This is a genomic window from Methylobacterium sp. OAE515 (assembly GCF_041806315.1).
GTDB classification, from domain to species: domain Bacteria; phylum Pseudomonadota; class Alphaproteobacteria; order Rhizobiales; family Beijerinckiaceae; genus Methylobacterium; species Methylobacterium tardum.
The window spans coordinates 3,092,355-3,118,182 of sequence record NZ_JBGMUV010000001.1; the positions used below are offsets into that span (position 1 = coordinate 3,092,355).

The following is a 25,828-nucleotide window of genomic DNA, read 5'->3' on the forward strand; positions in this document are numbered from 1 at the left end:
TTCAGGCGGCGAGCGGCAGCCGCTCGTCGATCTGGCGGGAGAGGATGGCGGAGAACTCGTCGGCGAAGCCCTCCAGGCGCGACTGCGCCTTGGTCACCTCGGCCTGGAGCTTGTTGTAGGCAAGCACCGCCGGGATCGCCGCGAACAGGCCAATGGCGGTGGCGAACAAAGCCTCGGCGATGCCGGGGGCGACGACCGCCAGCGAGGTGTTCTTCGAGGCGGCGATCGAGGTGAACGCGGTCATGATGCCCCAGACCGTGCCGAACAGGCCGATATACGGGCCGGCCGAGCCGATCGACGCGAGGAACAGGAGGCGCGATTCCAGACGCTCGACCTCGCGGTGAATGGTGACGTCGAGCTGCTTCTCGATGCGCTGCGACAGGGACTGGATCTGACGGCCCGAGCCTTCAAACGAGCGCTTCCACTCCCGCATCGCGGCGACGAACACCGCGGCGAGCCCCGTGGCCGGCCGGTCGTTGAACGAGCGGAACAGCTCCTCCAGGGAGCGGCCGGACCAGAACGCGTCCTCGAACGCGTCCATCTCGGCCTTGGTCCGGCGGAACAGCAGGGTCTTGTCGACGATGATCGACCAGCACCAAATCGAGGCGCTGAGCAGCCCGACCATCACGATCTTCACGACGAAGTGGGCCTGCAGGAACAGACCGAGCAGCGTCATGTCGGCGACAGGCGCGGCCTGCATCGCGTCGGCTGGGTTCATCCGTCGAGGTCTCCTGCTCCGGATCGCGATGCGCCGGGCGAGGCCCGCGTCCGCCGGATACGTGAGCGATTTCAACGCTGTCGCCCGCGAATCTGTCGAAAGTAAGGGCCGACTCTGCCCTCGGCGCCCCGCCGCCGCACCGCCTCCGTTAAGGGCGCGACAGGGTTAAGGATCGGTTTCGATCCCGGCGATCCTGAGGCGTCCCGCTGTTCGAACCGGGGCAGCGGGCTGGACCCGTCGAAACCGCGTCCGCTAAGGTCCCGGCCAGCGGCACCGAGTCGCGAGCCCTGAAACACGCAGGACCGCATGACCCTTCCCGTTCCCAGTCTGCCCGAATTGCTGCCCACCGGACCGGCGCGGTTCCTGGGCTGGTCGATGATCGCGGATCCGCTGGTGGCCGGTGCCCTGGCGCGGGCCGGCTTCGACGCGGTGCTCCTGGACCAGCAGCACGGGAGCTACGATTACCGATCCTGCTGCGCCGCGATCACCGAGGTCGCCCTCGCCGGAAAATCGACCCTGGTGCGCGTCCCGGTGGGCGACTTCGCCATGGTCTCCCGCATGCTCGACGCGGGTGCCGCCGGGATCGTCGCCCCGATGATCAACACGGTGGCCGACGCCGAGGCGCTGGCCGCCTCCGCGAAGTTCCCGCCGGTCGGCCAGCGGAGCTGGGGCCCGGACCGCGCCATGTGGTTGTCGGGTCTCCGGGACAGCTCCGCGTATCTCGCGGAGGCCAATGGGCGCGCCCTGACGATCGCCATGTGCGAGACCGAGGGGGCGATCGCGGATCTCCAGGCGATCCTGGCCGTGCCGGGCATCGACGGCGTGCTGGTCGGTCCCGCCGACCTGTCGATCGCGCTCTCAAAGGGCACGGCCTTCGATCCGCTCGGCGCCGCAGTCAGCAGCGCCCTCGCCGAGATCGCGCGCAAGACGCGTGCGGCGGGGAAGATCCCGTGTGCCTTCGCGCCGTCGCCGGCGCGGGCGCGGGAGATGGTCGGAATGGGCTACCAGCTCGTCTCGGTCGAGTACGATGCGATGACGATCGTCAACGCCTTCGCCCGGGTGCTGCGCGAGGCCGATCCGTCACGGGTCGGCTGACGGCCGATCGGCCGAAACGGTCGCGAACCGCTGCCGCAATCCATCCGGCAGGCGGACCGCGCGGCCGTCGCGCACGCAGGCGACCGTGACCTCCGCCGCGACCAGTATTTCGCCGCCGCGCCGAACCTCCTGGGCCAGTTGCATCGAGGCGCCGCGCAGGACGCGCGTGCGGGTGAGGATCGTCAGCAGGTCGTCCATCCGGGCCGGACGGACGAAATCCAGGCTCATCCGACGCACCACGAAGACGAGGCCGCGCGCCTCGCGGTGGAGTTCCGACTGGTCACCGGCGAGGTCGCGAAGCAGTTCCGTGCGCCCCCGCTCAAGGAACCTGAGATAGCTCGCGTGATAGACGAAGCCCGAGAAGTCGGTGTCCTCGTAATAGACGCGCACAGGAAGCCGATGCGGCGAGCCTCCTTCTTGGGCCGGATCGTCGTTCGCGGGCTCTGCTGCAATCATGCATTCCCTTAGCGGCGCGCCGGGCACAGGCGCAACACGACGAGGGCCGCCCAAAGGCAGCCCTCGCGTTCACGTCATCTGAAAGGCGCGCTGATCAGCCGCCGATGCGGGCCGCGAGGCTCGCCGAGTGGGCGTGCTCGTCGGCGATGTAGGGCAGGGCTTCGGTGGCGAAGCGGCGGCCCTGCGCGTTGTCACCCGACTTCGCGTAGGAATCGTACAGCGCCAGGGTCCGGGCATCGGACCGAGCCTGCTGGTCGATGTAGGTCCGGTCGAAAGCGCGGCCCCGCGGGGCGGACTGAAGCTGCGCAAGGCGCGCCTGACCGCGCTCGCCGAGGGCCACACGGCGACCCGGCTCGGCCGGGCTGTTGTCGACGATGCCGACCGCACCCAGAGCGCCGCCGACGATGCCGGTGCCGATGTTGGCCGCGATCGTCACCGGGGCGAGCACGAGCCCGACCGGGTTGCTCAGATCGGTCCGGATGCCCTGGTTATCCGAGATCACCGAGCCGTTGCGCGACAGGGAGGTGTTCGGCGGCAGCAGCGCGTCGGTGGTGGCCTTGCGCTCGACCAAGACGCGGTTGGCGTAGTTGCGGACGTGCGGGTTGCGCGACCGCTGCAGAGCGATGCGGCTCGCCTCGATGCTGGCGGCGTCCGAGCGCAAAGCCTCTGCGCGGAAGGCCGGTGTTTCGGTCGCGGCGGCGCCGACACCGTCCTGGTTGGCGAACGGCGACACGCGGATCGGCAGAGCGTCCTGCGCGAAAGCCGGCGCAGAGAACACGGCCGAGAGGCCGAGAACGGCGAGCGTCATCTTCTTCATGGCGGAAGTTTATCCCTGACGTTGTTCTTGGGAATGCTAAGACCAGCCGAGAGCCGAGGGGCAGGGCCTCGATGACGGCAGCCTCACCTGCGCCAAACGAACGTGGCGCGGTCGCCTCCACAACTGGCGCATCTTCATGCTGTTCCATGAAACATTGCAGTTTTCCGCCGACGGATCTTGCCCGAAGACCACCACAAGCTTGGCAATATTATCTCGGATCCATGTCGGAAACAGGCGTCGTTGCAGTCAGTTACATCCGACGCACAGCAAAAAGCTCGCGGAAGAGCGCAGTGAAATCCAGCTGTCGCATTATGAAACGCGCGAAACGCAGGACTGATCGCGGCGCATGGGTCCGGCGTTTCTCGCCCGTCAGTCTTCGTTGTCTTCGAGCAGCCCGAGTTGCCCGCCTGGGTCACGTTTCGGCACGGCGAGGCCGAGATGGCGGTAGGCGTGTCTGGTGAGGATGCGGCCGCGGGGGGTGCGCTGCACGAAGCCGCGCTGGATCAGGTAGGGCTCGATGATGTCCTCGATCGCATCGCGCGGCTCCGACAACGCCGCTCCGATCGTCTCGATGCCCACAGGTCCGCCCCCGAACGAGCGCGCGATCAGGCTCAGGTACTTGCGGTCCATCACGTCGAGACCCGCCCCGTCCACGTCGAGCAGCTGCAAGGCCCGGTCGGCGATCGCCCGCGTCACCGTCTCGGCCTCCGCCACCACCGCGAAGTCCCGCACCCGCCGCAGCAGCCGCCCCGCGATCCGCGGCGTGCCCCGCGCCCGCCGGGCGATCTCGTTGGCGCCCTCCGCCGACATCCCTAGGCCCAGCACCCGCGCGCCGCGCGCCACGATCTGCTCCAGCTCGTCGATCTCGTAGAACTCCAGCCGGATCGGGATCCCGAACCGGTCGCGCAGCGGCGTGGTCAGCAGGCCCGCCCGCGTCGTGGCGCCCACCAGCGTGAACTTGGGCAGCTCGATCTTGACCGAGCGCGCCGCCGGGCCCTCGCCGATGATCAGGTCGAGCTGGTAATCCTCCATGGCCGGGTAGAGGATCTCCTCGACTGCCGGGTTGAGCCGGTGGATCTCGTCGATGAACAGCACGTCGCGCTCGTCGAGGTTGGTCAGCTGCGCGGCCAGATCCCCGGCCTTGGCGATCACCGGACCCGACGTCGAGCGGAAGTTCACCCCGAGCTCGCGCGCCACGATCTGGGCCAGCGTGGTCTTGCCCAGGCCCGGCGGGCCGACGAACAGCACGTGGTCGAGCGCTTGGCCCGTCTTCTTCGCCGCCTCGATGAAGATCTGCATGTTCGCCCGCGCCGCCCGCTGGCCGATGAACTCGGACAGGCTCAGCGGGCGGATCGTCTGATCGACGTCCTCGGTGCGCTTCTCCGGCGTCAGGAGGGCGTTGGTCGGGGGCTTCGGCTTGCTCATGAACCCTTGCGTGTTGGACCGGACCTTGCCGCACCCGTTCGTGGCGCGGTGCAGGGGCTTCCGGCAGCCGTCGTATCCGGTTTTGTTCCTCCTTACCCGCGAACGCGCGGAAATCTAAGCGGTGCTCGGGCGGACGTGCCGCGACGCACCAACCGTCGCGGTCGATGAAACCGATTTGGGCGCCCGTGCATTCAAGGAACGATCCCCCAAGCACGGCCGCAGAGCGCTTTTCCCGCCATGATGATCCGTATGTCCGTAGCTGGCGCGTCCGGCGCCGTTCTCCTCCTGGCCAATCTCGCCGCCCAGGCCGCGACAGCCCCGGCCGAGACGAAAGTCGCGGAAGCCGGCGCCCAGGTTCATCCCGCTGCCGTGGTGGAGCGGGACGATGACGCGATCTGCAGCCGGGCACGCCGCCGCCTCTGGATCGAGGGCGAGGGCTGGGTCGTCCGGCGGATCACCACCTGCCGCTGAGATCGGCCGCGGCAATCCGCAGGGTATGGAGTGAGCGTTACGCACTCTCCGCGGCTGGAGCGCCGGAACGGCCGGTGGTCCGGTTCGTTCCCCAACAGCCCGCCCCAGCATCCCGCGCGACCCGATCGCGCCGACGCGCATCGGAGCCGACGCCATGGCGCCCCGGACGACCCTCGCACTTCTCGCCCTGCTCCTCGCCGCGCCGGCTTCGGCCCAGGGCTTCCGCAGTGTCGATGCCTATGGTCCGGCCTATGCCGGCGAGGACGGCTTCGCCGGCAACTTCGTGCGCGGGACCTATATCGGCGCCCCCCTGACGCGCGTGCCGCGCCCGACCCAGATCGTTCCCGCGCCGTGGAGCTACGGCACGTACGGGATCCCGACGGTGACGGGCATCGCGGCGCCTCCGGCCGCGCAGCCGACCCTGACGGTCATCAATGCCGGCGAGTCGACCGCGCGTCATCGCGGGCGCGAGACCGCTGGCGGTCGGCCCTCCGGCCCTCAGATCATCTCGGTTCAGGTTCCCCGGCGCTGAGCGCGGCGTACCACGCCGCATAGGGAGTGGTGCGGACCATGCGTCGGTTGAGATCCGGCGCACCGTCCTGCCACCAGACCGGCCCGCGCTCGCCCAGCGCGACCTTGGCGGCGTCAACCTCGGCGCGGGCGGCGGTCAACGCCTCCGCCGCGCCGGCATCGTTGTCGCGCTCGGCCTGCTTGGCCGCCTTCACGGCCCGGCGTGCTACCATCAGCCGTCCGATCAACGCCTGCCGCTCTTCCGGAGACAAGTTGGGATCTGTCCGCCGCCAAAGTCGATCACGGACAACGATATAGCGCTGATCGGGAGTGGTTATGGCCGCGCTCATCCTGAAATCCAGCCCGTTTGGGGTGGGTTAAGTCTTCCGGCTTACACCGTGGATATCAATCCCGGGTCACGCCATGCAGATCGTCATCGTCGACTCGAGCCGTGTCGTGCTTCAGATCATCGCCTCGCTGATCGAGCCGCGGGGCCACGACGTGCACGCCTTCACGGATTCCGCGCAGGCCTTGGACTTCCTCGCCGCGACGCCGGCGGTCCGGGTCCTGATCACCAGCCTTGAGGTTCGGCCGCTCTGCGGGCTCGAGCTCTGCTGGTCGGCGCGCCTGCTCGCCGAGGGGCGCGGCCCCCTGCACGTCATCACCATGTCGTCGGCGCGCAACGTCCGCAGCCTGGCCGAGGCGCTCGACAGTGGCGCCGACGATTTCATCGAGAAGCCGCCCAGCGCCGAGGAGCTGAACGCGCGGCTGCGGGCGGCCGAGCGCCTGACCACGATGCAGGAGGAGCTGATCCGTCTGGCGGAGACGGATCCGCTGACTGGTTCCTACAACCGGCGTGCCTTCTTCAACCGGGCGCGCAAAGCTGCCGAGCAGAGCCGGCGCTCCGGGGGCGTTTCGGCCATTCTGCTCGATATCGATCACTTCAAGCGGATCAACGACGAGCACGGGCACGATGTCGGCGATGTCGCCATCAAGGCCGTGGCCGATCTGATCTCCGGGGCCGGCATCGCCGGCCGACTCGGCGGCGAGGAATTTGCCGTCATCCTGCCAGGATGCGGTCTCTCCCTGGCTCTCGCGCGCGCCGAAAGCCTGCGTGTGGGCGTTCAGGCGCTCCACATCCCGGGCAGCAAGGGCCCGATCCGGCTGACCTGCAGCTTCGGTGTCAGCAGCTGGGTCGACGGCGACAGCGTCGAGGCCCTGATCAAGCGTGCCGACGTCGCGCTTTATGCGGCCAAGAGCGGCGGCCGCAATCAGGTGCTCCCGTATCAGGGTCATGACGGCGTGGCGGTCGCCAGTTGAAACAGCCCGAATGCCCCAGATCGGCACAGCCGGATCAGCACATCCCGATACCTGCCCCAGATCGGGGCAGGGGTTCGCCGAGGTGCGGCGAACGTGCATCGATTCTGCCAATATAAAGCTTAATATTCGCCCGTTTTGACTGGAACGGTTCTTGGAACTTGGCCTTCGATCCCGGCCACCTGTACCATGTCGGGAGAGAAAGGTGCGAGGTCATGAGTACGGCCGTTGGCGTCCTAATCCTGGATGAGCCGCAGGACCTGAGCGCGACTGTTCGCGCCACTCTGGAGCACATGCCGGAATTTCACACGATCGGCGAGGCAGACCTGGAACAGGCCGATGCCGGGAGCGCGGTCGCGCTGATCTTCCTGGATGAGATCCGGCTGGCCGATGGGATCGCACGCCTCGTCGGCCTGAAGGAGCGCCAGCCGAACCTGCGCACGCTGGTGGCGTTCGGCGCCCTCACCGCCGACGACCTGCGCGCCCTCCTGGCTGCGGGTGCCGATGCCTTCGTCGCCCGCTCGAAGTCGCCGCGGGACCTCGGTGCCGCGCTGCTCGCGCTCGCGGAGGGCTCCGAGTGTCTGGTGCCGCCGGAGCAGCCCCTGCCCATGCCGACCGGTCCCGGCGACAGCCTTGGGCTGACACCGCGTGAGGCCGAGGTGCTGCGTTTCCTCAGCTCCGGCTTCAGCAACAAGGAGGTCGCACGGCGCCTGGCTCTCAGCGTCCGGACGGTGGAAACCCACCGCCTCAACCTGCGCCGCAAGACCCAGACCGGGCGGCTGAAGGACTTGGTCTCTCTCGCGCGTCAGCTCGGCCTTGCGCCGGTGGTGGACAGCGGCGAGCAGGCCCGGCGCGGCACGACCAGCGGGCCCGCGTCGAGCAACGACAATTCGTTCCGGCACTGATGGGGACAGCGCGCGGGCTCGTCGGGGGTGCAGGACAGCGTCAGGCGGCGCCGGCCTGCGGTCTTCCCTGAGCGCGCGATCGCGGCTTCTCCTTCGCGGTCGACGGAGTGCGGGCGGCACCCGCTCTCTTCGCTGCCGCCTTGGCGGCGGGCTTGCCGCGCGATGTCTTCGCGTTCGGGCCCTGCGTCGCCGCGGGCTTGACCAGCTGCCCCGCTCGGACGTCGTCCTCGGCCGCGGCCAGCCGCGACTGGAGCAGCCCGAGAACTGCGGCCTCCTCGGGTCGAAGGCTCGATAGATCCTCACTCAACTCCGACTCGACCGCGTCCTTCACCTGAAGGAGCAGCCCGCCCTCCAGGTAGCAATCGAGAACCTGAGGATGGATGTAGCATTTGCGGCAGATCGTCGGCGTGTTGCCGAGGCGGCTGGCGACGCTCTCGATCGCGGCCCTGAGATTGCGCTTGGCGCCAGCCTCGCTGTCGAAGCTCTCGAACTCGCGCAGGGCCAGAGCGGCCAGGACCGTGCCGGCCCAGGTCCGGAAATCCTTGGCGGTGAAGTCCTCGCCGGTGATCTCGCGCAGGTACGCATTGACGTCCGACGAGGTCACGTCGCGCTGGGTGCCGTCCGCGTCGAGGTACTGGAACAGCTCCTGACCGGGGAGGTCCTGGCAGGCCTTCACGATGCGGGCGACGCGCCGGTCCTTGAGCGAGACGTCCCAGGTCTTGCCGCTCTTGCCCTTGAAGCGGAACGACAGGGCCGCACCCTCGATCCGGACATGGGGATCGCGCAGGGTGGTGAGCCCGTAGCTCTTGTTGGTGCGCGCGTAGTCGTCGTTGCCGACGCGGATCAGCGTCGTCTCGAGGAGGTGGACCACCGTGGCCAGCACCTTCTCGCGCGAGAGTCCCGGCCGCTTCATGTCGGCATCGACCCGCCGACGGATGTCGGGCAGGGCGTTCGCGAAGGCCATGATGCGCGAGAACTTGTTGGCCTCCCGCGCCTGCCGGAAATCCGGATGGTAGCGGTACTGCTTCCGGCCCTTGGCGTCCCGGCCGGTCGCCTGGATGTGGCCGTTGCTGCGCGGGCAGATCCAGACATCCGTATAGGCCGGCGGCACCGCGAGGGACCGGATGCGGGCCAGGACCTTCGCGTCCCGAACCGGTGCGCCCTTCGCATCAAGGTAGCGGAAGCCGGTGCCGCTGCGCTTGCGTGTCAGGCCCGGGCGGCTGTCGTCGACATAGACCAGCCCGGCCTCCTCCGCCGCCGCGCGCAGGTCTCCGCCGCTCTCGACCGTCCCGACATCCGCCATCGCCTGCCCCTCCCGATTACGCCGCCGGGCTGCACGCCCCGCGAGAAGGCCTTGGTCAACCGGCAGCGTGGGCCGGCCGTTCCGGGCCTGCGCATCCGCCGCAGGACGCGCCGCGGGGCCGTGCTAGAGGAACGCCATGGCCTCTGAATCCGCCTCCGAAAACCTGCCGGCCCCGATGCGGCGCCTCGTCTTCGTCGTGACCGAGGACTGGTTCTTCGCCTCGCACTTCCTGCCAATGGCGCGGGCCGCCGTGGCCATGGGTCTGGCGGTGGCGGTGGTCACCCGGGTCCGGGCGCACCGCGCCGCCATCGAGGCGACCGGCGCGCAGGTGGTGCCCCTGGAGGCGGAACGGGCGAGCCTCAACCCCATGGCCGCCGGCTACGCGGCCGGTCAGCTCGCCGCGATCCTGAAGGCGCTCCGGGCCGACCTCGTCCACTGCATCGCCCTGCGCGGCATCTTGGTCGGCGGCACGGCCGCCGCCATGGCAGGGATCCCGGCCCGGGTCTACGCGCTGACCGGGCTGGGCCTTGTGGGTGCCCGGCAGGACCGGATCGGGCGGGCGGCCCGGCTCGGCCTGCGGACGCTGATCCGGGGCCCGCTGGCCTCGACGCGCACCCGCTTCCTGTTCGAGAACCCGGACGATGCCCGCGCCCTCGGGCTCGATCCGCTCGACCAATCGGTCACGGTGATCGGCGGCGCCGGAGTCGATCCGGCGGACTTCGTGCCCCAACCGCTGCCGGCAATGCCGCCGTTGCGGGTGGCCGTCGTGGCCCGCATGCTGTGGTCGAAGGGCGTGGACGTGGCCGTGGAGGCGGTCCGCCTCGCCCGCGCGCAGGGCGCGCCGGTCGAGCTCGCCCTCTTCGGCGCACCGGATCCGTCGAACCGGCGCGCGATCGTTGAGGCAACGCTGCGGGACTGGAGCCGCGACGGCGTCGCGTGGCACGGACCGACGGCCGATGTCGCCTCGGTCTGGGCCCATCACCACGTCGCGTGCCTTCCCTCCCGGGGCGGCGAGGGCCTGCCGCGGACGTTGCTGGAGGCCGCCTCCTGCGGCCGGGCCCTGGTCGCGTCGGACGTCCCGGGCTGCCGCAGCCTCGTGCGCGACGGTGTCGAGGGTCTGCTCGTCCCGCCGGACGACGGGCCCGCCCTGGCGCGTGTCCTCGTGCGGCTGAGCGGCGACGCCCGCCTTGTCGCCGATCTGGGCGTGGCGGCGCGGTCGCGGATCGAGGCCGGCGGCTTCACCGAGGCCGCGGTGACCGACAGCGTTCGCGCCGTCTGGCGCGACCTGCTGGGCGCCTGATCATGCACGCGCCCGACGATCCGACCGGCTTCATCCGCGCCAACACCCGCCTGCTGCCCGTGCCCCACGCCCCCGAGATCCGGCTCCACGTGGCCGACGAGGCGACCGCGTTGTGGCAGCGGACCGAGGACGAGCTGCAGACGATCGGCCTGCCGCCGCCGTTCTGGGCCTTCGCCTGGGCGGGCGGACAAGCCCTCGCCCGCTATGTCCTGGATCATCCCGATGTCGCGGCGGGCGCGCGCGTGGTGGATTTCGCCTCGGGTTCCGGCCTGGTGGCGATCGCCGCGGCGCGTGCCGGTGCGCGGCATGTCATCGCCAGCGACCTGGACCCGTTCGCCGTGGCGGCGATCCGTCTGAACGCCGCCGCCAACGCCGTCGCAGACCGCATCGCGGCCGTGTCCGGTAATCTCCTCGAGACGGACCCGGGGGTCGATCTCGTCCTGGCGGCCGATGTCTTCTACGAGCGCGACCTCGCCGAAGCCGTGACAGGATGGCTCACCGGCCTCCAGGCGAAGGGCACCACGGTTCTGATCGGCGATCCGGGCCGGACGTACCTGCCGCGGGACCGGCTCGAATGCCTGGCGACCTACGCGGTGCCCGTCTCGCGATCCCTGGAAGATTCCGAGATCAAGCGCAGCCACGTCTGGAGGCTGCGGCCGTGAGGCTTCGTCGTTCTGCAACGAAATGGCGGTGGCGCGCGGATGCGTCGAGTGTTCATCCGGAGGGGTAATGCGCTACCGTCACGTGGCCCGAGGCGCGTCCGTTGCACGCGCCGGATGTGTGCGCAGTCCCGCATCGGGGTGTCCTGCGGCGGAAAGGTTCCCGGTGAGTATCGAGTCGAGCGTCAAGCCCAGTGTTGCCCGCGTCGTTGCCTTCTCGGGGAGCGCCAAGCGGCCCTCGCGCACCCGCGTCTTGGTCGAGGCGCTCGGGACCGAACTCGGCCGCCTGCGTCCGATCGATATGACGGTCTACGACCTGCTCGATGCCGGGCCCGGCCTCGGGGCGACGCAGCGCGACGATCTGTCCGCGCCGGCGGCACAGATGATCGAGGCGATCGAGGGGGCGGATGCGCTTATCGTCGGGACGCCGGTGTACCAGGGCGGCTATGCGGGCCTGTTCAAGCACGTGTTCGACTTCGTCGATCCCGTCCGGATGGCCGGCATGCCCGTGGCGCTCACCGCCACGGGCGGCGGTCTGCGCCATGCCCTCGTGGTCGAGCACGGGCTGCGGCCGCTGTTCGGCTTCTTCGCGGCCCACATCGCGCCGACGTCGGTCTACGCGGGGTCCGACGACATTCTGGACGGCCGCATCGTGGATCAGGGGGTCGCGGCCCGGGCTGAACGCCGCGGCGGCGGAGCTTGCCGCCCTGATCACCGTCGCGCGGACCGCGGAGGCCGACGCGTCCCGCTGACGCGATACTCCCCCGCCTCGCCGCCGGCCCTAGATGCGGAACCGGACCACGCTCACGCGCGAGGGATCATGTCAGGTTCTCCGATCACGGCCGGCAAGGCGGCGCCGCTCCCAGCCACCTACGTCACGGCCTCCGGGCTGCCGCGCTACAATCCCGTCGCGCAGGCGCTGCACTGGCTGACCGCAGCCCTGGTGCTCGCCATCCTGCCGCTGGCCTGGGTGGCGATCAGCCTGCCTCCGTCGCCGGCCAAGGGCAGCGCCTTCGTCCTGCACAAATCGGTCGGCCTGACGATCCTGGCGATCGTGGTCCTGCGGATCGTCTGGCGCATGATCCGGCCGGCGCCGCCGGACCCGCAGGCGCCGCGCCTCCTGACGCTGATCGGCCGCATCAACCACTGGCTGCTCTACGCGATCTTCCTGATCATGCCGGTCAGCGGCTACCTGCTGAGCGCGCTGTCCGGCCGCGACACGCCGTATTTCTGGCTGTTCACGGTGCCGGGCCTGCCGAAGGACGACGCGGCCCAGAAGGTGGCCGAGTCGATCCATGTCGCGGGGCAGTGGTTCGTGTATGCCCTGGTGGTGCTGCACGTCGCCGGTACCGTCTGGCACCTCGTCATCCGCCGCGACGGCCTTCTGGAGCGGATGCTCCCGGTTCAGGACGGCCGCGGCGCCGCGCGCTAGGCGTCAATCGACGCGGCGTAGGACGAAGGTGGTGCCGACCTCCGGGTCGCGCCGCCAGCGCCCGTCGCCGCTCGGCACGAGGTCGATGCTGTGGCCGCGCTTGGCGGTCAGCGTCATGCGGCCGTTGGCGTAGCGCCAGCGCACCGGATCGAACACCTCCAGCCCGCCGTCGTGGCAGCCGGGGACGATCTTCACGCCGCCGCCGGCGCGGTCGATGGTGATCCGGCAGGTATCGCGCTCCTGGAAGCGGTCCAGGGCGTAGACCCCCGGCGCCGGACCCGGCGTGGCGACCGCGGCCGGCTGCAACGCGGCCGGGACCGGCGTCGCGGCCTGCAGCGTGGACGGCTTCGGTGCCGGTTCGGCCGGGGTGCCCGCTCCGCCCGCCGCCTCGGCAGGCCGCATCGCCACGATGTCCAGCGGGACAAGGCTGTAATGCTCGCCGCTCTCCGCCTGTGCGACCAGGCTGCGCTGGTCCGGCCGCTTGGCGAAGTCCAGGATCGGCCGGACGTTGCGGTCGACGAGACGCACGGCGCCATCGACGAACAGCCATCCGGCGACGCCGGCGATCACCGGCAGGGCGCGTCGGCACCCCGCCGGGAAGTTCACCTTCCGCCCGGCTTCGCCGCTCTCGAGCAGCAACGTCATCACGCAGCGGCGATTGGTGCCGTCGCGGGACAGGTCCCAGGTCCCGGGAACCTCGCCGAGCTTCTCGGGCAGGCTCGGCGGGGCGGAGGCTGCGACGGGCGGGGCCGCGAGCATGTCGGTGGCCGGGGCAGCGGCCCCAGGGGCCGGGTCGGGCGCATCCTGCGCCGCCGCCGGCCAGGGGATCAGAACCAAGCTGGCCAGCAGGGCGGCCTGTGCCGATCTCACGTTTTCGGTCTCCAGGGCGTCTCTGCGACGGGCGTCAGCGGGCCGCGCCCCTCGAACCACGAGATAACGTTGTCGACGACAAGTTGCGCCATCGCGGCACGGGTATGCTCCGAGGCGGAGCCGACATGCGGCAGCAGCACCGTGTTGTCGAGGGCGGCGAGATCCTCCGGCACGTGCGGCTCGTTCTCGAACACGTCGAGACCGGCACCCAGGATCGTGCCCGCTTTCAGCGCGGCGGTCAGCGCCGCCTCGTCGACCAGCGTGCCTCGGGCAACGTTGATCAGGATGCCTTCGGGGCCGAGCGCTTCCAGCACGGCCGCGTCCACGAGGTTGCGCGTGTCGGCGCCCCCGGGCGCCACCACGATCAGGATATGGACGGCGCGGGCGAGGCCGAGCAGGCTGTCGTGATAGGTGAAGGGCACGTCCGCCTGCCGGCTGCGGCCGTGGTAGTCGATCTCCACGCCGAAGCTCTCGAGGCGTCGGGCGATCGCCCGCCCGATCCGGCCGAGACCGAGGATGCCGATGCGTCGCCCGCGCAGGGAGGCCGTGAGCGGGAACGGCGCCTTGGGCCAGTGTCCGGCACGCAGGTAGCGATCCGCCTGAGGGATCCGCCGCAAGGTCGCGAGCACAAGCCCGACAGCGAGATCGGCGACCTCGTCGGTGAGCACGTCCGGCGTGTTGGTGACGGTGATGCCGCGCCGGTGGGCTTCGACCGCGTCCACGGCATCGTAGCCGACACCGAAATTGGCGATGAGTTCCAGGTTCGGGAGCCGGTCCATCAGCGCCGCATCCACGCCGACCTGCCCGCCGACGCAGAGCGCGCGGATCCGCGGGCCGATCTCGGCCAGCACGGCCTCCGGATCCGCGGCGCCCGCGAGCCGGTGGACCGTATGCCGCCCCTCGAAAGCCGCCTCCACCAGCGGGTGCATCTTCCGCAGCAACAGGATCTCGGCCGGCGCATCAGGCATCGCTCACTCCCGTGTTCGGCCGCTCAGCGAGGCGGCCGGTTCCCCCGTTCCCGCATAGGGCCTGCGCGGGGTGCGGCGCCAGCGGGACAGCCCGTCGACGGTGACATCCGCGCGCCGACGCCGGGCGGCCATCCGACCGGGGCAGGGCTGGCCTCTTTCGAAATCCGCGCGCGATGCCTACTAAGGATGACGCACCATCGCGAGAGCTCTGCACCGCCCCATCTCCGAAGACGAAAACCGATGACCAGCCCGCGCACTCTCTACGACAAGATTTGGGACGACCACGTCGTCGATGTCCAGCCGGACGGCTCCAGCCTCCTCTACATCGATCGTCACCTCGTTCACGAAGTGACGAGCCCGCAGGCGTTCGAGGGGCTGCGCACGGCCGGCCGCAAGGTGCGCCATCCGGAGAAGACGCTCGCGGTGGTGGACCATAACGTCCAGACCTCCGACCGCACGAAGGGCATCGACGACCCCGAGAGCCGCACCCAGCTCGAGGCGCTGGCCGAGAACGTGCGCGACTTCGGCATCGAGTTCTACGATGCCCTCGACCGGCGCCAGGGCATCGTCCACATCATCGGACCCGAGCAGGGCTTCACGCTGCCCGGGCAGACGATCGTGTGCGGCGATTCCCACACCTCGACGCACGGCGCCTTCGGGGCGCTGGCACACGGCATCGGCACCTCGGAGGTCGAGCACGTGCTCGCCACCCAGACGCTGGTGCAGCGCAAGGCCAGGAACATGCGCGTCACCGTCGACGGCACGCTGCCGGCGGGCGTGACCGCGAAGGACATCATTCTTGCGATCATCGGCGAGATCGGCACCGCCGGCGGCACCGGCCACGTGATCGAGTATGCCGGCGACGCGATCCGCGCGCTCTCGATGGAGGGCCGGATGACGATCTGCAACATGTCGATCGAGGGCGGCGCCCGCGCCGGCATGGTGGCCCCCGACGCGACGACCTTCGCGTACGTGAAGGACCGGCCGAAAGCCCCCAAGGGCGCCGCCTTCGACGCGGCGCGCCGCTACTGGGAAAGCCTCGTCACGGACGAGGGCGCCTTCTTCGACCGGGAGGTGCGCCTCGACGCCGCCAACCTGCCGCCGATCGTCAGCTGGGGCACCAGCCCCGAGGACGTGATCTCGGTGCAGGGCCGCGTGCCGGATCCGGCCGAGATCGCCGACGAGAACAAGCGGCAGTCGAAGGAGAAGGCGCTGGCCTATATGGGCCTGACGCCGGGCACCCGGATCACCGACATCACTCTGGACCGGATCTTCATCGGCTCCTGCACGAACGGCCGGATCGAAGATCTGCGCGAGGTCGCGCGGGTGGTCGGCGACCGCAAGGTGCACGAGGGCGTCTCGGCGATGATCGTGCCGGGTTCCGGCCTCGTGAAGGCGCAAGCCGAGGCCGAGGGCCTCGACAAGATCCTGAAGGCGGCGGGCTTCGACTGGCGCGAGCCGGGCTGCTCGATGTGCCTTGGCATGAACCCGGACAAGCTGCGCCCGGGCGAGCGCTGCGCCTCGACGTCGAACCGCAACTTCGAGGGCCGACAGGGTCCGCGTGGGCGGACGCACCTCGTGTCTCCCGCGATGGCGGCGGCTGCGGCGGTGACCGGGCGCTTCGTCGACATCCGAGAGTGGCCGCAGGGCTGAAATCGCGATTGACGGCGACGGCTCCGTTGCCTAAACGGAGCCGTCGCCGGCCGATGGCCGACGGCAAGCCCAGGTGGCGGAATTGGTAGACGCGCTGGTTTCAGGTACCAGTCTCGCGAGAGGTGAAGGTTCGAGTCCTTTCCTGGGCACCAACTAACGGATGTGAGCCCGCCAAGTTGTTGGCGGGCTTTATCTTTTCTGGGGTGCGGGATCCTGGGAACCGGTGCTGTACTTCTCCGCGCCTTGCGGGCCGGTCCGGTTCGCGGTCCGCGTAAAGGTTGCAATCTCGCGGCGACCGTCAGCCCAGCCGAACAGCGCGTTGAGCTGCGCCTCCGTCGCCCCGTCCTCGGCCGCCCGGCGCGCGCCGGCCTTGCTCCGAGCCCGGGCATCCCGTCGCGCGGCAGACCTCCCCGAACGTCACCCGCTCAGACCGGACCTCGTTTTTTCTCAGCGAGACCACCGCAAACCGCCCGGCACCGGCCGAGGCGGTTTTTTCGTGTGCGACTGTCCGCCTGAACGTGGTCGATCCAGGGATCCGACCACAACGCAGAGAGGCTGCATAGGATGATCGCGCCTATCAGCCGATCGGGTGGCCTCTGTAGGGATTAAATTTGCTGTTGGGCCGTGCGAAAAAACATGGCGCCCATCACGTGTATTGAAGCATACATTATGTTCATCCGGAAACTTCGATCTGGCGCTGAGTTACCTAAGGAGCTGCAGCTGAAAGGATGCTCAATGCGCGTCACATCCACCGCTTTTATTGCTTCGCTCGTCTTGTTGGCTCCAGGAATGGCCTTTGCCCAACCTGTGGCCCCAGGCGCCTCCCCACAATCAGGCGGAGCTGTAATCCAGTCTCAGCCCAACACGACCGGCAACGATCGCGACGTGGTCATCTCCCGCGGCGCGACTGGGGCTGAAACCGCAACGACGAACTCGGCTGCTGGCGGCAACGCGAGCCAGCCCTCCCGGGCGGTGCCGAGCGGCAGCGCTGGCAGCGGTAGCAGCCGCTGAGGCACCGGCCGAGAACCGGGTAGCGTGTCCTTATAGACCAGACTGCCTTCCGAAGCCCCGCCGGCACCGCCGCGCGGGGCTTTTCTCATTTTCACGCCGCTGTCAGCCACACGGCGTCGTAGCCGCCGAAGCGGGGTATTGCCTTACGTTGCAGGTCGTGCCCCGGTGCCAGCCGCAACTGCGGAAAGCCATCGAACAGCGCCGAGAGCGCGACCTGGGCTTCCAGGCGGGCCAGCGAAGCTCCCAGGCAGAAATGCGCGCCACCGCCAAAGCTGTGGTGCTTCTGGCGGTCCCGCCCGATGTCGAAGTCATGCGGCGCGGCGTGCAGGGCCGGGTCATGGTTGGCCGCCAACAGCATTACCGTCACCGTTTGGCCCGCTTCGACCGGACAACCATCGATGAGGCGATCATCGATGCACTGCCGATTCCAACTCACAACCGGCGGGTCGTAGCGCAGCATCTCCTCGACGGCGGCCGGCCACAGCCCGGGGTCGGCGCGCAGCCGCGCCGCTTGTTCGGGATGCCGCAATAGCGCGACGGTGCCGTTGCCGATCAGATCGGTGGTCGTGACGTTGCCGGCGACGAGCAGCGTGCGGCAGGTGTTGAGGATCTCGACATCGCTCAGCCGCTCGCCCCGCGCCCCGGCCGTCGTCAGGGCGCCGATGAGATCATCGCGGGGCTCACGCCGACGCTCGACGATCGCACGCCGGATGCAATCATTCAGCCCGTCGTTTGCGGCGTTTCGATCGCGCACCTCCGCCTCGGTCCGCCCCGGCGCGTACCCGATCAAGACGGCGTCCGACCACGCCTTGAACTGCTCGACTTCGGCATCGTCGATACCGAGCATGATGGCGATGACAAGGGTCGGCAGCGGCACGGCATAGTCGGCGATGAGATCGAAGGGGCACGTGGAGTCGATGCGGTCGAGCAAAGTCGCGGCGATCGCTTCAATGCGCGGACGCAGTGCCTCGACGGCGCGGACGCTGAAAGCCTGGACGACGAGCCGGCGCAGCCGGGCGTGGTCCGGATCGTCGAGAAAGGGCAGCGGGAGGTCCGGGCGGTCGGCATCGGTCAGGCCGGCTCGACCGTAGGTGGTGGGCCGTCCCTTGAAGGGGTCGCTGGACAGAGTGCGGTCAGCCAAGACTGCGGCGACGACGTCGGCGCGGGTGAGCACGACGCGATCGAGCACGCAGTCCTGATGAACCGGGCAGCGTGCGCGCAGGTCGTCGAGGATAGGGTGCGGGTCTTGGCGGAAGGCAGAGTCACGCGCGTCGAGGCGGATGTCCGTAGCATCCGGCGTGGAAGAGTCGTCCATGCTGAGCCGCTCCAGGTTGACCAAGCTCGACACTGGGCAGACCGCGTTACATGGCTGTTTCTCTCTGACCGCATCACGCTACAGGCGTAGTAACTCGGCCAACGACGCTGATTGCGATCGGATCAGGAGCTCGGGCCTCCAACATCGTACGCAACCTTCGCCCGGCTGGTCCGCCGGCGCGGGCCCTGATGTGCCGCGGTCCGAGTTCAGGGACGCGGCTGCTCGGCCTCTGCGCGGCAGTCGGTGCGGGGATTCGAAGCCGGGACAAGCGGGCGTTTCGCCGGCGCGTTTCGGCCAGGCGGGCTTTCTCGTCAGCGCTGCACGGCCTCGATATCGTCCTCATAGATCGAGTCCGGCTGGCAGGCGTGCCACTCCTTCTTCTCGTCGGTCTGCCCTTTACGCCCCCAGCAGTAACCAGCCTGGGCCAAGCGGCCGCTGAGCCGATCGCGGAGGCGGCACTGCTCACGGATGATGGCGGGATCTCCGGAGCCCTCACAGGCCTGCGCGGCTTTCAGCTCCGCGGTCAGCAACTCCGGAACAGTCGGCAGGTGCTGCTGCGCGCCTGCCGCACCGGCAGCGACGATGAGAGCAAGACTTGCGAGGGCTGCGCGCATGTCGGCAGGATAGCTGAGTCCCGGTATCCGACAAGGGCACCGCTTGGGTGCCGCCCTGCTGACTGGCCCGCCGCTTGCCGGGCTCGGCTGTTCCGCTCACGGTTTCCTTCAGCCCCACCGGCACCGCCGGCAGGGCTTTTTCGTTGCAGGCGCTCGGAACTGTTTGGATGGGACCAACGTCTCTCGGGCGAGCAAGCGCCCGTCACAACCCTGCTCTGGCAGGCCTTCTTGCGTCTGGACGCCTGCTCGCAAATCCCGCTTGCACGGATTTCACAAGTGCTTCTTCGGTCATATCTTGCGATGCTGATCATGTGTGGCTCTATCTCGGCCGCACGCTCGGATGACAACTGCGGTAAAAATTTCGAGAACTACGGGATATTCCTTCAAGCGGCGAAGTCGTGCGGTCGCAAGATGGAATACCCCTTCATGAAGGTGATGAAAGCCTGCGCAAAAGAGACACCGGAGCCGAAAGCGATCGAGCTGATGGACAACGGCCGCCGGATTTGGGCGAGAAACCTCATGAGAAGCAGCCTGGGCACGATGTGCGAGGAGGTCTTCTCGCAGCTGCCTGTGGCTTCCCAGCATCGCAAGCGCTGAGCCGTCCCAGCGTTGCGTCTGCCCGCCCGGTCCGCCGGCGCGGGCTTTTTCGTGCGCACGAGAGCATCGCAGATCTCAGCAGGATGGCCGCCGAGGCGCGTGCGCCGACATCCTGGAGCCTGATAGTTCAGGCCTCCGCGAGTGGGGGCAACAGGATGCAGGCAGGACTACATAATCCGATAACCCTTGTTCACTCGACCACCGCCGTTTGCGGATTATCCGCCGGATAAGATGTTATTTACTTTGGCGTGCGAAATAGCTGTGAACACGCAACGATGGATGCGTAGCAGATGAGTTCCAGCGTCACCCTGACCGCCGCGACCCGCCAGAACCTGCTCTCCTTGCAGGATACGGCGGCGCTGACCGCGACTACCCAGAACCGGCTCTCCACCGGCCTGAAGGTCTCCTCCGCCCTCGACAACCCGGTCAGCTTCTTCACCTCCCAGTCGCTGAGCCAGCGCTCCGGCGACCTGGGGAACCTGCTCGATGGCATCTCCAACGGCATCCAGGCGATCCAGGCGGCCAACCAGGGCATCACGTCGATCCAGAAGCTGGTCGATCAGGCGAAGTCGGTCGCCAACCAGGCGCTGTCGACGCAGATCACCACCACCGGTACTGCGTCGACGAAGTATTCGGCCCCGGCGGCCGACACCACCCTGAACCTGTTCGTCAACGGCGTCGCGACGACCGCCGCGCTCACCTCGACCGGAACGATCGACGACGCGATCAGCTCTCTCAATTCGGCTGTCGGTGCCGGCAGCTTCTCGAAGAGCACGGATGGCACCAAGATCGTCATGAACGCGTCGGCCGACGTGGAGTTCAAGACCTCGACCGATCAGACGGCGCTCGGCTTCAAGGGCGGGACGAACGCGTCCGGCGTGACCTATGACACCACGACCGCCGCCAGCCAGAGCACGGATCTGACGGTGTCGGGCGTGTCGGCCCGCGCAACGCTTGCCGCGCAGTACAACAGCCTGTTGACCCAGATCGATCAGCTGGCCAGTGACGCGAGCTTCAACGGCACGAACCTGATCAGAGGCAAGGGCGACAACAACGATTTGACGATCAACTTCAATCCGAAGGGCAACTCGAACCTGCAGGTCACCGCGACCGACGAGACCTCGGCCGGTCTCAAGCTGAATGCCATCGGCAACAAGTCGGCCGGCACGACGACGGCCGGACAGGGCTTCTTCCTGCTGAACGATGACATCAACACGACCCTGGACAGCTTGACCTCTGCCTCCAGCCAGCTGCGCACCGATGCCTCGACCTTCGGTTCGAACCTCTCGGTGGTGCAGAACCGTCAGGACTTCAGCAAGAACCTGATCAACATCCTGGATACCGGCTCGTCCAACCTCACCGCGGCCGATCTCAACCAGGAGGCGGCCAACTCGCAGGCGCTGTCGACCCGGCAATCGCTGGGCATCTCGGCCCTGTCGCTGGCCAACCAGGCGCAGCAGGGCATCCTGCAGCTGCTCCGCTAAGAGCGGCTCGCCGACAACGACAATGGCCGGGGCATCGCCCCGGCCGTTTTGCGCTGTAGGGCCTCGACCGCATCATGACCGCTCCGCCACAAGGCCTCTCCAGGGTGGAGGCTGATGGGGTCGGTGCTGAAACGGCGGAACGACTCCCGTGAAGGGCGCCATGGCCGCCGCCTTGACCATCGCGATGAAGGCTGCGCGCGCATCCTCATCCGTCGCGGACGTGGCGGACGCTTAGCGGACCGGCAACCATTCGGCCGTACCCCGCCGTCATGTCCAACCACCCGCCCGCCGTCATAACCTGGCGCGACCAGATCGAGCGCCTGTCCGAGCACGCGTCGCCGTGCCGGTATCTGCTGCCGGCAAAATGGGCGGCGATGCGGACGAACGCGCTGGCTTTCCTCGACGCGCACGGCGCCGACGCGCACCGGCGCGGCTGGACCGCCGAGCAGTTGTTCGGCGTTCACCCGCAGCACGGCTTCCTGCGCGTGGAATATGCCGGCGCGCTGATGGTCAACGACAGCCGGGTGGTTGCCGTCGAGCAGGACCGGATCGTGTTTGACCGCTTCTCCGGCTACCGGACGAAGCCGGGTCAGGCCTGGGGCGTGCCGGTCTGGGAGTTCGCGGCGAAAAGTACGAGTCTCTGAGGCACTGGGTTCGGACCAGGATCGGCAGCAGGGCTCGCTCAACGGCTTCACGATGCTTGTGACAGCCTTGGCGGCCGGCAGGCAGAGCATTTTGGTGCCATGACCGCGGGCCTGGAGCTTATCTTGCAGAGCGCGGCTGGAATCCGATTTTGCAAGCGGAAGGGATAAAACAGGCGCCAGCTTCGTTAGGGCGTGGACGAACTGCTCTGGTTAAGGACCAAACATGCGCCGCCTCATCCTCGCCTTCGGTCTCATCGCTATCGCCGCCCCCGCCTCGGCACAGGCGCCGAATCGCGGCAATCAGGAACTGCAGACCAATTGTGCAGGTGACGCCATCACGTTCTGTGCCGGCATAGACCCGAATAGCCCGCAGATGGACGCCTGCTTCAAGAAGAACATGAGCCAGATGTCGCCAAACTGTCGCCGTGCCATCGATGCCTACAAGGCTGCCGGCGGTAAGTAGCAAGCGGCTTGCTCGTAAGCCCGATTTTGCGACCCACCGGCCCGTGAGCAGATCGGGCGGCGCCGACGGTTGACCGGCCGCCCGAACAAGCAGAACCAGACCTGGGGCCGCGGGTCTGGGAGCTCGCGGCGCCGGCCGCCGCCCGGCAGGGTTACTCCGACGCGCCGGCCTCCTCCTCGCCGTCCTTCACGCCCAAAGCGGCCTTCTCGGCCAGCAGCGTTGCCAGCGCTGATCGGATCAGATCGCCTTGCGCCGCGAATGGCTGATCGGCGGCGTCGAGAAGAGCGTTCCGGTACTTCGTCTGGATCGCCGCGAGCTGCGTCGGCAGGCCGACCTTGCGGGGCGCTTTCTCGACGACCGCCACCTTGGGCGGCTTCTTCTTGGCCGATGTCTTATCGGGCATGCCGACGCAAGCCTCCCGCTCGTGGTCGCCTCACCAGAGGTGTTGTGGTTGTGGCAGGGCGCTAGTTGGCAGGTGGGCTCAGGACCAGCTTGCCTTTGAACGGCGCGTCGGCCTTGCGCGTGCTGGTGCAGGCGTACTCCTCCTGTCCGGCCTTCATCGTCCGCAGGCGAAGCGTGCCCTGGCCGTTCTGCTTGACGGTGTAGCCCTTCTCGCTCGCGACATGGACGAGGTCGCCGTCCGCGTGCAGCACCAGACCGTTCTCGAACTGCCCGGGCGCCGTGATGGTGACCGGCGCATCGGCGCTGCTCACGATGTGCAGGGCGATGTTCGTGTCGGCCGGCAGCTTGAGCTCGGCGGGCTCGCAGACCGGCTTGCCGTCCTTCATGCTGATCGTGAGTTCAACCGGCGGCATCGCATCGCTGGCAGGCGGTGCCAGCGGCTTGCCTTGGGCGAGAGCGGGACCTGCGAGGAAGAGGGCGGCGAGCGCCACCGATCCGCGAGCGAAGTTCAGCATGAAGGTATCCCTGTCTGGGCCCGTCGTCATCGACCGCCCTCGTGATCTGGAAAGACAGGCAGGTCCGTGACGTTCCGGCGCGCAACGCCGCATGGGCAGGAGCACAAGAGCATGACGCGGCGCTCACCGGCCGGCACGCCCGAAAACCTGGGTCAGCCGCCCTGCAGGCTCCCGGCGAAGTCGTCCGGGATCTCGCCCCACTGCCTGAGGATGGTGACGCCTTCCAGCTCGCCTGTCTCGTCGCCGGCCATCTTCAGCGCCGCCGCGCCGGGCATCCGCTCGGCCAGGTTCTCGGCCTTCTTCACTACCCCGCTCTCGGTCTGCACCGGCTCCTGCCAGCCCGGCCGCAGCCATCGCCAGGCCACCGCTCACGCCCGCTTGCCGTCCAGCGTCACGGCAGTGAACGCGCGCAACAGCACCGGCCGGCCCGCGGCATCGCGCACGTCCACGGACCACACGGTCCAGTCCTGGCAACCGACCCCCGTCATCAGACCGAGCGCCACCCGGTCCGCGTGCTGCCGGACCTCGCGGATGCTCGACAGCCACCGCCCCTCCAGGTCGAACACGGCCTCACCGCCACCCAGGCAGTGGAAGCGGTAAAGCCTCCGCGGCATTGGCGTTTTCCCAACTTCTCCACAGGTGCCCACCGCAATCGTCGCGCGATTCGAAACAGCCATTGAACCACGCCTCGCCATCCGCTTTGTTCCCCATCTGTTCTAATCGAGGTTGTGACCCGGATGCACGTCCAACGGCACGCGCCGCCTGTGGAGATCCGTCGGCCCGAGGCCGAGGCGATCGACGCGGCCACTCTCGGGGCCGCCGAGGGCGATACCCGGGCGGCGCTCGTCCAGGCGATCACGGATGCGCTCACCGACCGCGACGCGGCCGAGCGGCACGCGGCCGAGCAGGGGCGTCTGATCGCGCGCGGCTATGCGCGGGGCGGCGTGCATGGCTGACGGCCCGTCCCAGCGCCTGGGCGACATCGCCGGCGACCGGCTGGCGATCGACTGCGCGACCTGCCGCCGCCACGGAAGCTACCGCCTGGACGGCCTGCTGGCCCGGTTCGGGCCGGAGATCGCGACGCTCGACCTCCTGCGGGCACTCACCGCCACCTGCCGCCACCAGCGGGGGCCCGGCGCAAAGGTGGCGCGCAAGTACGAGAGCCAGTGCCTCGCGACGCTGCGCCTCCCGAAGCTGCCCGATCTGGAGCCGCCGGTCCCGCCGGGCCGGCCCTTCGCGATCGAGGTCTGGGACGCGCGCGGCCGGATCGAATTGCGGCTCGGCGTGATCTACCCGCTCGACGGCGCGATCGCGGCCTTCGAGGCGGTGAAGGATGCCTATCCGCGGGATGAGGTGACGCTGCGGCAGGGCGCGCGGGTGCTGTGCCGGCGCGCGCGGCCGGGCGCGCCGGATCACGTCGATGCCGATCCCGGCGGTGTTTGAGGATGGCCGTCACCGGTTCGTCCTCATCCTGCCGTTGAGAAGATCAAACAGCCGGCAGTGCGGGACGCATCGGAAAAAGCACCGGCTTCTCAGAGGCACGGAAAATCCCGCACCTGGGATGAACGGCGTTGAATGTGCTTGCGTCTTTCACCGATTGCGTGGGCACAATCAGCCGACTAAAGCGCTGATCCGCTTCAACGTTCAGACTGATCTCACGGCGTCCGAGGCTCTCCGGAATCCCGGGTCGCCTCGTCGGAATGATCATCGCACCCACTGAGCCTTCTCGAGAGGCGCGGAGTTTCCGGACCGTCAGTGAGCGCCGGGCGGCAGGGGAGCGGGGACCATGACGAAGTAGATCGCGTACGCGATCAGCGCCGCGATCAGGATTGCGGCGGCAATCAGCCCGAAGCGGTTTGTGCGTACGGGCGCGCGCTGTACCTTTGACGGATCGACCATCTCACCTCCGGAATGTTGAACGTCCAATCTGCGCCGCGCCTGACACGTCGCGAACGGACCCCGGTCCGAGGTCAGCGCGGCAAGGCGGTGCGGAACTGCGCACCCCTTGAATTCAGCCGTCGCGGGAAGCCGCAAGGCGGGCCTCGATCAGCAGCCTGAGCCACCCGCCGGCGCGAACCGTATCGATGCGGAGCGGCGCGCGGCTCTGCACCGTGGCTTTAGCGCGTGCCGCAGACCCCGGAAGGCTTGCTCCGGGAATCTGCGCTCACCGACGGCCGACGAACGACGGACCTCAGCGTCCGTGCTGCGGCAGCAGGTCTCGGGTCCGCTTGACGGCCTCGCGGCAGCCCTGGTCCCCGCGCGCGTTGAGATCCACGGCCTGTTGCAGAGCCATCTTGGCCTGGGAAACCTTGTCCTCGGACGACCGCTCGGGGGAGGCTTTGGGATCGCCCCCTTGCGCCGCAGCCTGGGCAGCCGTGGGCCGGTTCTCCGACTGCCGGCGCACATCCGCGGGTGACGTCGCGATCCGGCCGCTGGCGACGGCGTCAGCCTGCGTGCCGCCGGTCGCCGCGCCAACCGGGCCCGAGACGCCACCGACGGTTCCGGGCGTGCCGCCGCTCTCGCGGGATGCACCGCCCTGCTGCGCCCGATCTGTGTCGGGCGTGCCCACCGGCTTGGCCGTGCTGCCGGTGGTGCTGGCCGAGGCCTGCCGGCCTCCGGACTCGTTCGGCCCGCGGCTCTGGCCGTAATCGGGCTCGGACACGGGCGCGCCCAGGCCGACCTGCGTTCCGAGATCGCGCTTGAGCGTGGCGATGTCATCGGTGCACGGGCCGCCCTCCTGCGCGAAGGCAGCCGAGGACAGGCTGAAAGCCATGAGCGCAACAACGCCGCAGAGCAGAGGCAGACGGGTCATCAATATTCCTCGGACGTTTTTTCTCTCGCACAGGGTCAACCATGCGTATCAGAGACGGTTCAGTCTCCGTCG

30 protein-coding genes, 1 tRNA gene and 2 pseudogenes are annotated in these 25,828 nt (G+C 68.7%); 17 read left to right on the forward strand and 16 right to left on the reverse strand.

Going from position 1 to position 25,828, the window contains the following annotated elements; all coding sequences use genetic code 11:
- Position 1: 1 nt before the first annotated feature.
- Positions 2 to 718: a protein TolQ gene (tolQ, locus tag ABIE45_RS15190; RefSeq protein WP_192708643.1), complete on the reverse strand. Its 717-nt coding sequence runs from the start codon at positions 716 to 718 to the stop codon at positions 2 to 4.
- A gap of 306 nt (positions 719 to 1,024) precedes the next feature.
- On the opposite strand from tolQ, the gene ABIE45_RS15195 reads away from it, so the two are divergent.
- The gene (locus ABIE45_RS15195; protein ID WP_192708644.1) at positions 1,025 to 1,813 is read left to right on the forward strand and encodes an aldolase/citrate lyase family protein; all 789 of its coding nucleotides are present in this window, start codon (positions 1,025 to 1,027) and stop codon (positions 1,811 to 1,813) included.
- Here ABIE45_RS15195 and ybgC read toward each other — a convergent pair.
- The 3 genes from ybgC to ruvB form a co-directional block, all read right to left on the reverse strand.
- On the reverse strand, positions 1,799 to 2,269 hold the full coding sequence (gene ybgC, locus ABIE45_RS15200) for a tol-pal system-associated acyl-CoA thioesterase (RefSeq protein ID WP_192708796.1): 471 nt from the start codon (positions 2,267 to 2,269) through the stop codon (positions 1,799 to 1,801). The two genes, ABIE45_RS15195 and ybgC, sit on opposite strands and share 15 nt — an antisense overlap.
- 94 nt (positions 2,270 to 2,363) lie before the next feature.
- Positions 2,364 to 3,086 carry a DUF4142 domain-containing protein gene (locus tag ABIE45_RS15205; protein ID WP_192708645.1) on the reverse strand — a complete coding sequence of 241 codons (723 nt, stop codon included), beginning with the start codon at positions 3,084 to 3,086 and terminating at the stop codon, positions 2,364 to 2,366.
- Positions 3,087 to 3,455: 369 nt separating this feature from the next.
- Entirely contained in the window at positions 3,456 to 4,511 is a 1,056-nt protein-coding gene (gene ruvB, locus ABIE45_RS15210; protein ID WP_192708646.1) for a Holliday junction branch migration DNA helicase RuvB, read from the reverse strand.
- Positions 4,512 to 4,760: 249 nt separating this feature from the next.
- Here ruvB and ABIE45_RS15215 point away from each other — a divergent pair, with 249 nt between their 5' ends.
- Positions 4,761 to 4,982 (forward strand): hypothetical protein, encoded by a 222-nt coding sequence (locus ABIE45_RS15215; RefSeq protein ID WP_373622358.1) that lies wholly within the window; start codon positions 4,761 to 4,763, stop codon positions 4,980 to 4,982.
- Positions 4,983 to 5,136: 154 nt separating this feature from the next.
- Positions 5,137 to 5,514 carry a hypothetical protein gene (locus ABIE45_RS15220; protein ID WP_192708648.1) on the forward strand — a complete coding sequence of 126 codons (378 nt, stop codon included), beginning with the start codon at positions 5,137 to 5,139 and terminating at the stop codon, positions 5,512 to 5,514.
- Here ABIE45_RS15220 and ABIE45_RS15225 read toward each other — a convergent pair.
- Positions 5,486 to 5,842, reverse strand: coding sequence for a hypothetical protein (locus ABIE45_RS15225; RefSeq protein WP_192708649.1), 357 nt, complete (start codon positions 5,840 to 5,842; stop codon positions 5,486 to 5,488). The genes ABIE45_RS15220 and ABIE45_RS15225 overlap by 29 nt on opposite strands.
- A 73-nt stretch (positions 5,843 to 5,915) precedes the next feature.
- Here ABIE45_RS15225 and ABIE45_RS15230 point away from each other — a divergent pair, with 73 nt between their 5' ends.
- On the forward strand, positions 5,916 to 6,812 hold the full coding sequence (locus tag ABIE45_RS15230; RefSeq protein WP_192708650.1) for a diguanylate cyclase: 897 nt from the start codon (positions 5,916 to 5,918) through the stop codon (positions 6,810 to 6,812).
- A 212-nt stretch (positions 6,813 to 7,024) separates the two neighbouring features.
- Positions 7,025 to 7,714, forward strand: coding sequence for a response regulator transcription factor (locus ABIE45_RS15235; RefSeq protein WP_192708651.1), 690 nt, complete (start codon positions 7,025 to 7,027; stop codon positions 7,712 to 7,714).
- 40 nt (positions 7,715 to 7,754) lie between these two features.
- Here the strand turns inward: ABIE45_RS15235 and ABIE45_RS15240 are convergent, their stop codons facing one another.
- Complete coding sequence (locus ABIE45_RS15240) at positions 7,755 to 9,017, reverse strand: DNA topoisomerase IB (RefSeq protein ID WP_192708652.1); 1,263 nt, start codon at positions 9,015 to 9,017, stop codon at positions 7,755 to 7,757.
- Between the two features lie 136 nt (positions 9,018 to 9,153).
- Between ABIE45_RS15240 and ABIE45_RS15245 the strand changes: the two genes are divergently transcribed.
- The 4 genes and pseudogenes from ABIE45_RS15245 to ABIE45_RS15260 all read left to right on the forward strand — a co-directional run.
- Positions 9,154 to 10,317, forward strand: a complete 1,164-nt coding sequence (locus ABIE45_RS15245) for a glycosyltransferase family 4 protein (RefSeq protein WP_192708653.1) — start codon at positions 9,154 to 9,156, stop codon at positions 10,315 to 10,317.
- A 2-nt stretch (positions 10,318 to 10,319) separates the two neighbouring features.
- Entirely contained in the window at positions 10,320 to 10,979 is a 660-nt protein-coding gene (locus tag ABIE45_RS15250; RefSeq protein WP_192708654.1) for a methyltransferase, read from the forward strand.
- Positions 10,980 to 11,142: 163 nt separating this feature from the next.
- A pseudogene (locus ABIE45_RS15255) lies at positions 11,143 to 11,728 on the forward strand (NAD(P)H-dependent oxidoreductase).
- 155 nt (positions 11,729 to 11,883) lie between these two features.
- Positions 11,884 to 12,408: pseudogene (locus ABIE45_RS15260) on the forward strand (cytochrome b); the annotation flags it as partial.
- 3 nt (positions 12,409 to 12,411) lie between these two features.
- On the opposite strand, the gene ABIE45_RS15265 reads toward ABIE45_RS15260, so the two are convergent.
- Together ABIE45_RS15265 and ABIE45_RS15270 are read right to left on the reverse strand one after the other, a co-directional pair.
- Positions 12,412 to 13,278, reverse strand: coding sequence for an AprI/Inh family metalloprotease inhibitor (locus ABIE45_RS15265; protein ID WP_192708657.1), 867 nt, complete (start codon positions 13,276 to 13,278; stop codon positions 12,412 to 12,414).
- Positions 13,275 to 14,246 carry a 2-hydroxyacid dehydrogenase gene (locus ABIE45_RS15270; protein ID WP_192708658.1) on the reverse strand — a complete coding sequence of 324 codons (972 nt, stop codon included), beginning with the start codon at positions 14,244 to 14,246 and terminating at the stop codon, positions 13,275 to 13,277. Before ABIE45_RS15270 ends, ABIE45_RS15265 begins: the two co-directional genes overlap by 4 nt.
- Positions 14,247 to 14,486: 240 nt before the next feature.
- Between ABIE45_RS15270 and leuC the strand changes: the two genes are divergently transcribed.
- Complete coding sequence (gene leuC / locus ABIE45_RS15275; RefSeq protein ID WP_192708659.1) at positions 14,487 to 15,899, forward strand: 3-isopropylmalate dehydratase large subunit; 1,413 nt, start codon at positions 14,487 to 14,489, stop codon at positions 15,897 to 15,899.
- Positions 15,900 to 15,966: 67 nt separating this feature from the next.
- A tRNA-Leu gene (locus ABIE45_RS15280) sits at positions 15,967 to 16,051 on the forward strand.
- Positions 16,052 to 17,001: 950 nt separating this feature from the next.
- Here ABIE45_RS15280 and ABIE45_RS15285 read toward each other — a convergent pair.
- Positions 17,002 to 18,225, reverse strand: coding sequence for a cytochrome P450 (locus ABIE45_RS15285; protein WP_192708660.1), 1,224 nt, complete (start codon positions 18,223 to 18,225; stop codon positions 17,002 to 17,004).
- Between the two features lie 311 nt (positions 18,226 to 18,536).
- Positions 18,537 to 18,839, reverse strand: coding sequence for a hypothetical protein (locus tag ABIE45_RS15290; RefSeq protein ID WP_192708661.1), 303 nt, complete (start codon positions 18,837 to 18,839; stop codon positions 18,537 to 18,539).
- A gap of 228 nt (positions 18,840 to 19,067) precedes the next feature.
- Here ABIE45_RS15290 and ABIE45_RS15295 point away from each other — a divergent pair, with 228 nt between their 5' ends.
- From ABIE45_RS15295 to ABIE45_RS15310, 4 genes are all read left to right on the forward strand, one after another.
- Positions 19,068 to 19,436, forward strand: coding sequence for a hypothetical protein (locus ABIE45_RS15295; RefSeq protein ID WP_192708662.1), 369 nt, complete (start codon positions 19,068 to 19,070; stop codon positions 19,434 to 19,436).
- A gap of 290 nt (positions 19,437 to 19,726) precedes the next feature.
- A complete protein-coding gene (locus tag ABIE45_RS15300; RefSeq protein ID WP_192708663.1) occupies positions 19,727 to 20,920 on the forward strand; it encodes a flagellin in 1,194 nt (397 codons plus the stop codon).
- A 269-nt stretch (positions 20,921 to 21,189) separates the two neighbouring features.
- Positions 21,190 to 21,564 carry a hypothetical protein gene (locus ABIE45_RS15305; RefSeq protein ID WP_192708664.1) on the forward strand — a complete coding sequence of 125 codons (375 nt, stop codon included), beginning with the start codon at positions 21,190 to 21,192 and terminating at the stop codon, positions 21,562 to 21,564.
- Between the two features lie 223 nt (positions 21,565 to 21,787).
- Entirely contained in the window at positions 21,788 to 22,027 is a 240-nt protein-coding gene (locus ABIE45_RS15310; RefSeq protein WP_192708665.1) for a 3',5'-cyclic-nucleotide phosphodiesterase, read from the forward strand.
- A 151-nt stretch (positions 22,028 to 22,178) separates the two neighbouring features.
- Here the strand turns inward: ABIE45_RS15310 and ABIE45_RS15315 are convergent, their stop codons facing one another.
- The 4 genes from ABIE45_RS15315 to ABIE45_RS15330 form a co-directional block, all read right to left on the reverse strand.
- Positions 22,179 to 22,430 carry a hypothetical protein gene (locus ABIE45_RS15315; protein WP_192708666.1) on the reverse strand — a complete coding sequence of 84 codons (252 nt, stop codon included), beginning with the start codon at positions 22,428 to 22,430 and terminating at the stop codon, positions 22,179 to 22,181.
- Between the two features lie 61 nt (positions 22,431 to 22,491).
- On the reverse strand, positions 22,492 to 22,944 hold the full coding sequence (locus tag ABIE45_RS15320) for an anaerobic typically selenocysteine-containing protein (protein WP_192708667.1): 453 nt from the start codon (positions 22,942 to 22,944) through the stop codon (positions 22,492 to 22,494).
- 152 nt (positions 22,945 to 23,096) lie between these two features.
- Positions 23,097 to 23,309, reverse strand: coding sequence for a hypothetical protein (locus tag ABIE45_RS15325; RefSeq protein ID WP_192708668.1), 213 nt, complete (start codon positions 23,307 to 23,309; stop codon positions 23,097 to 23,099).
- Positions 23,310 to 23,312: 3 nt separating this feature from the next.
- Positions 23,313 to 23,639 carry a hypothetical protein gene (locus tag ABIE45_RS15330; protein WP_373622359.1) on the reverse strand — a complete coding sequence of 109 codons (327 nt, stop codon included), beginning with the start codon at positions 23,637 to 23,639 and terminating at the stop codon, positions 23,313 to 23,315.
- A gap of 42 nt (positions 23,640 to 23,681) precedes the next feature.
- Here ABIE45_RS15330 and ABIE45_RS15335 point away from each other — a divergent pair, with 42 nt between their 5' ends.
- On the forward strand, positions 23,682 to 23,900 hold the full coding sequence (locus ABIE45_RS15335; protein WP_192708670.1) for a hypothetical protein: 219 nt from the start codon (positions 23,682 to 23,684) through the stop codon (positions 23,898 to 23,900).
- The gene (locus ABIE45_RS15340) at positions 23,893 to 24,387 is read left to right on the forward strand and encodes a hypothetical protein (RefSeq protein WP_192708671.1); all 495 of its coding nucleotides are present in this window, start codon (positions 23,893 to 23,895) and stop codon (positions 24,385 to 24,387) included. Before ABIE45_RS15335 ends, ABIE45_RS15340 begins: the two co-directional genes overlap by 8 nt.
- Positions 24,388 to 24,696: 309 nt before the next feature.
- Here the strand turns inward: ABIE45_RS15340 and ABIE45_RS15345 are convergent, their stop codons facing one another.
- Both ABIE45_RS15345 and ABIE45_RS15350 read right to left on the reverse strand, forming a co-directional pair.
- Positions 24,697 to 24,843 carry a hypothetical protein gene (locus ABIE45_RS15345; RefSeq protein ID WP_192708672.1) on the reverse strand — a complete coding sequence of 49 codons (147 nt, stop codon included), beginning with the start codon at positions 24,841 to 24,843 and terminating at the stop codon, positions 24,697 to 24,699.
- Positions 24,844 to 25,135: 292 nt separating this feature from the next.
- On the reverse strand, positions 25,136 to 25,756 hold the full coding sequence (locus tag ABIE45_RS15350; protein ID WP_192708673.1) for a hypothetical protein: 621 nt from the start codon (positions 25,754 to 25,756) through the stop codon (positions 25,136 to 25,138).
- Positions 25,757 to 25,828 lie beyond the last annotated feature (72 nt).

Bases quoted from the DNA above. Each gene is read 5' to 3' on its own strand.
- tolQ (WP_192708643.1), bottom strand. From the start codon at position 718: ATGAACCCAGCCGACGCGATGCAGGCCGCGCCTGTCGCCGACATGACG.
- ABIE45_RS15195 (WP_192708644.1), top strand. From the start codon at position 1,025: ATGACCCTTCCCGTTCCCAGTCTGCCCGAATTGCTGCCCACCGGACCG.
- ybgC (WP_192708796.1), bottom strand. From the start codon at position 2,269: ATGATTGCAGCAGAGCCCGCGAACGACGATCCGGCCCAAGAAGGAGGC.
- ABIE45_RS15205 (WP_192708645.1), bottom strand. From the start codon at position 3,086: ATGAAGAAGATGACGCTCGCCGTTCTCGGCCTCTCGGCCGTGTTCTCT.
- ruvB (WP_192708646.1), bottom strand. From the start codon at position 4,511: ATGAGCAAGCCGAAGCCCCCGACCAACGCCCTCCTGACGCCGGAGAAG.
- ABIE45_RS15215 (WP_373622358.1), top strand. From the start codon at position 4,761: ATGTCCGTAGCTGGCGCGTCCGGCGCCGTTCTCCTCCTGGCCAATCTC.
- ABIE45_RS15220 (WP_192708648.1), top strand. From the start codon at position 5,137: ATGGCGCCCCGGACGACCCTCGCACTTCTCGCCCTGCTCCTCGCCGCG.
- ABIE45_RS15225 (WP_192708649.1), bottom strand. From the start codon at position 5,842: ATGAGCGCGGCCATAACCACTCCCGATCAGCGCTATATCGTTGTCCGT.
- ABIE45_RS15230 (WP_192708650.1), top strand. From the start codon at position 5,916: ATGCAGATCGTCATCGTCGACTCGAGCCGTGTCGTGCTTCAGATCATC.
- ABIE45_RS15235 (WP_192708651.1), top strand. From the start codon at position 7,025: ATGAGTACGGCCGTTGGCGTCCTAATCCTGGATGAGCCGCAGGACCTG.
- ABIE45_RS15240 (WP_192708652.1), bottom strand. From the start codon at position 9,017: ATGGCGGATGTCGGGACGGTCGAGAGCGGCGGAGACCTGCGCGCGGCG.
- ABIE45_RS15245 (WP_192708653.1), top strand. From the start codon at position 9,154: ATGGCCTCTGAATCCGCCTCCGAAAACCTGCCGGCCCCGATGCGGCGC.
- ABIE45_RS15250 (WP_192708654.1), top strand. From the start codon at position 10,320: ATGCACGCGCCCGACGATCCGACCGGCTTCATCCGCGCCAACACCCGC.
- ABIE45_RS15270 (WP_192708658.1), bottom strand. From the start codon at position 14,246: ATGCCTGATGCGCCGGCCGAGATCCTGTTGCTGCGGAAGATGCACCCG.
- leuC (WP_192708659.1), top strand. From the start codon at position 14,487: ATGACCAGCCCGCGCACTCTCTACGACAAGATTTGGGACGACCACGTC.
- ABIE45_RS15285 (WP_192708660.1), bottom strand. From the start codon at position 18,225: ATGGACGACTCTTCCACGCCGGATGCTACGGACATCCGCCTCGACGCG.
- ABIE45_RS15290 (WP_192708661.1), bottom strand. From the start codon at position 18,839: ATGCGCGCAGCCCTCGCAAGTCTTGCTCTCATCGTCGCTGCCGGTGCG.
- ABIE45_RS15300 (WP_192708663.1), top strand. From the start codon at position 19,727: ATGAGTTCCAGCGTCACCCTGACCGCCGCGACCCGCCAGAACCTGCTC.
- ABIE45_RS15305 (WP_192708664.1), top strand. From the start codon at position 21,190: ATGTCCAACCACCCGCCCGCCGTCATAACCTGGCGCGACCAGATCGAG.
- ABIE45_RS15310 (WP_192708665.1), top strand. From the start codon at position 21,788: ATGCGCCGCCTCATCCTCGCCTTCGGTCTCATCGCTATCGCCGCCCCC.
- ABIE45_RS15315 (WP_192708666.1), bottom strand. From the start codon at position 22,430: ATGCCCGATAAGACATCGGCCAAGAAGAAGCCGCCCAAGGTGGCGGTC.
- ABIE45_RS15320 (WP_192708667.1), bottom strand. From the start codon at position 22,944: ATGCTGAACTTCGCTCGCGGATCGGTGGCGCTCGCCGCCCTCTTCCTC.
- ABIE45_RS15330 (WP_373622359.1), bottom strand. From the start codon at position 23,639: ATGGCGAGGCGTGGTTCAATGGCTGTTTCGAATCGCGCGACGATTGCG.
- ABIE45_RS15335 (WP_192708670.1), top strand. From the start codon at position 23,682: ATGCACGTCCAACGGCACGCGCCGCCTGTGGAGATCCGTCGGCCCGAG.
- ABIE45_RS15340 (WP_192708671.1), top strand. From the start codon at position 23,893: ATGGCTGACGGCCCGTCCCAGCGCCTGGGCGACATCGCCGGCGACCGG.
- ABIE45_RS15345 (WP_192708672.1), bottom strand. From the start codon at position 24,843: ATGGTCGATCCGTCAAAGGTACAGCGCGCGCCCGTACGCACAAACCGC.
- ABIE45_RS15350 (WP_192708673.1), bottom strand. From the start codon at position 25,756: ATGACCCGTCTGCCTCTGCTCTGCGGCGTTGTTGCGCTCATGGCTTTC.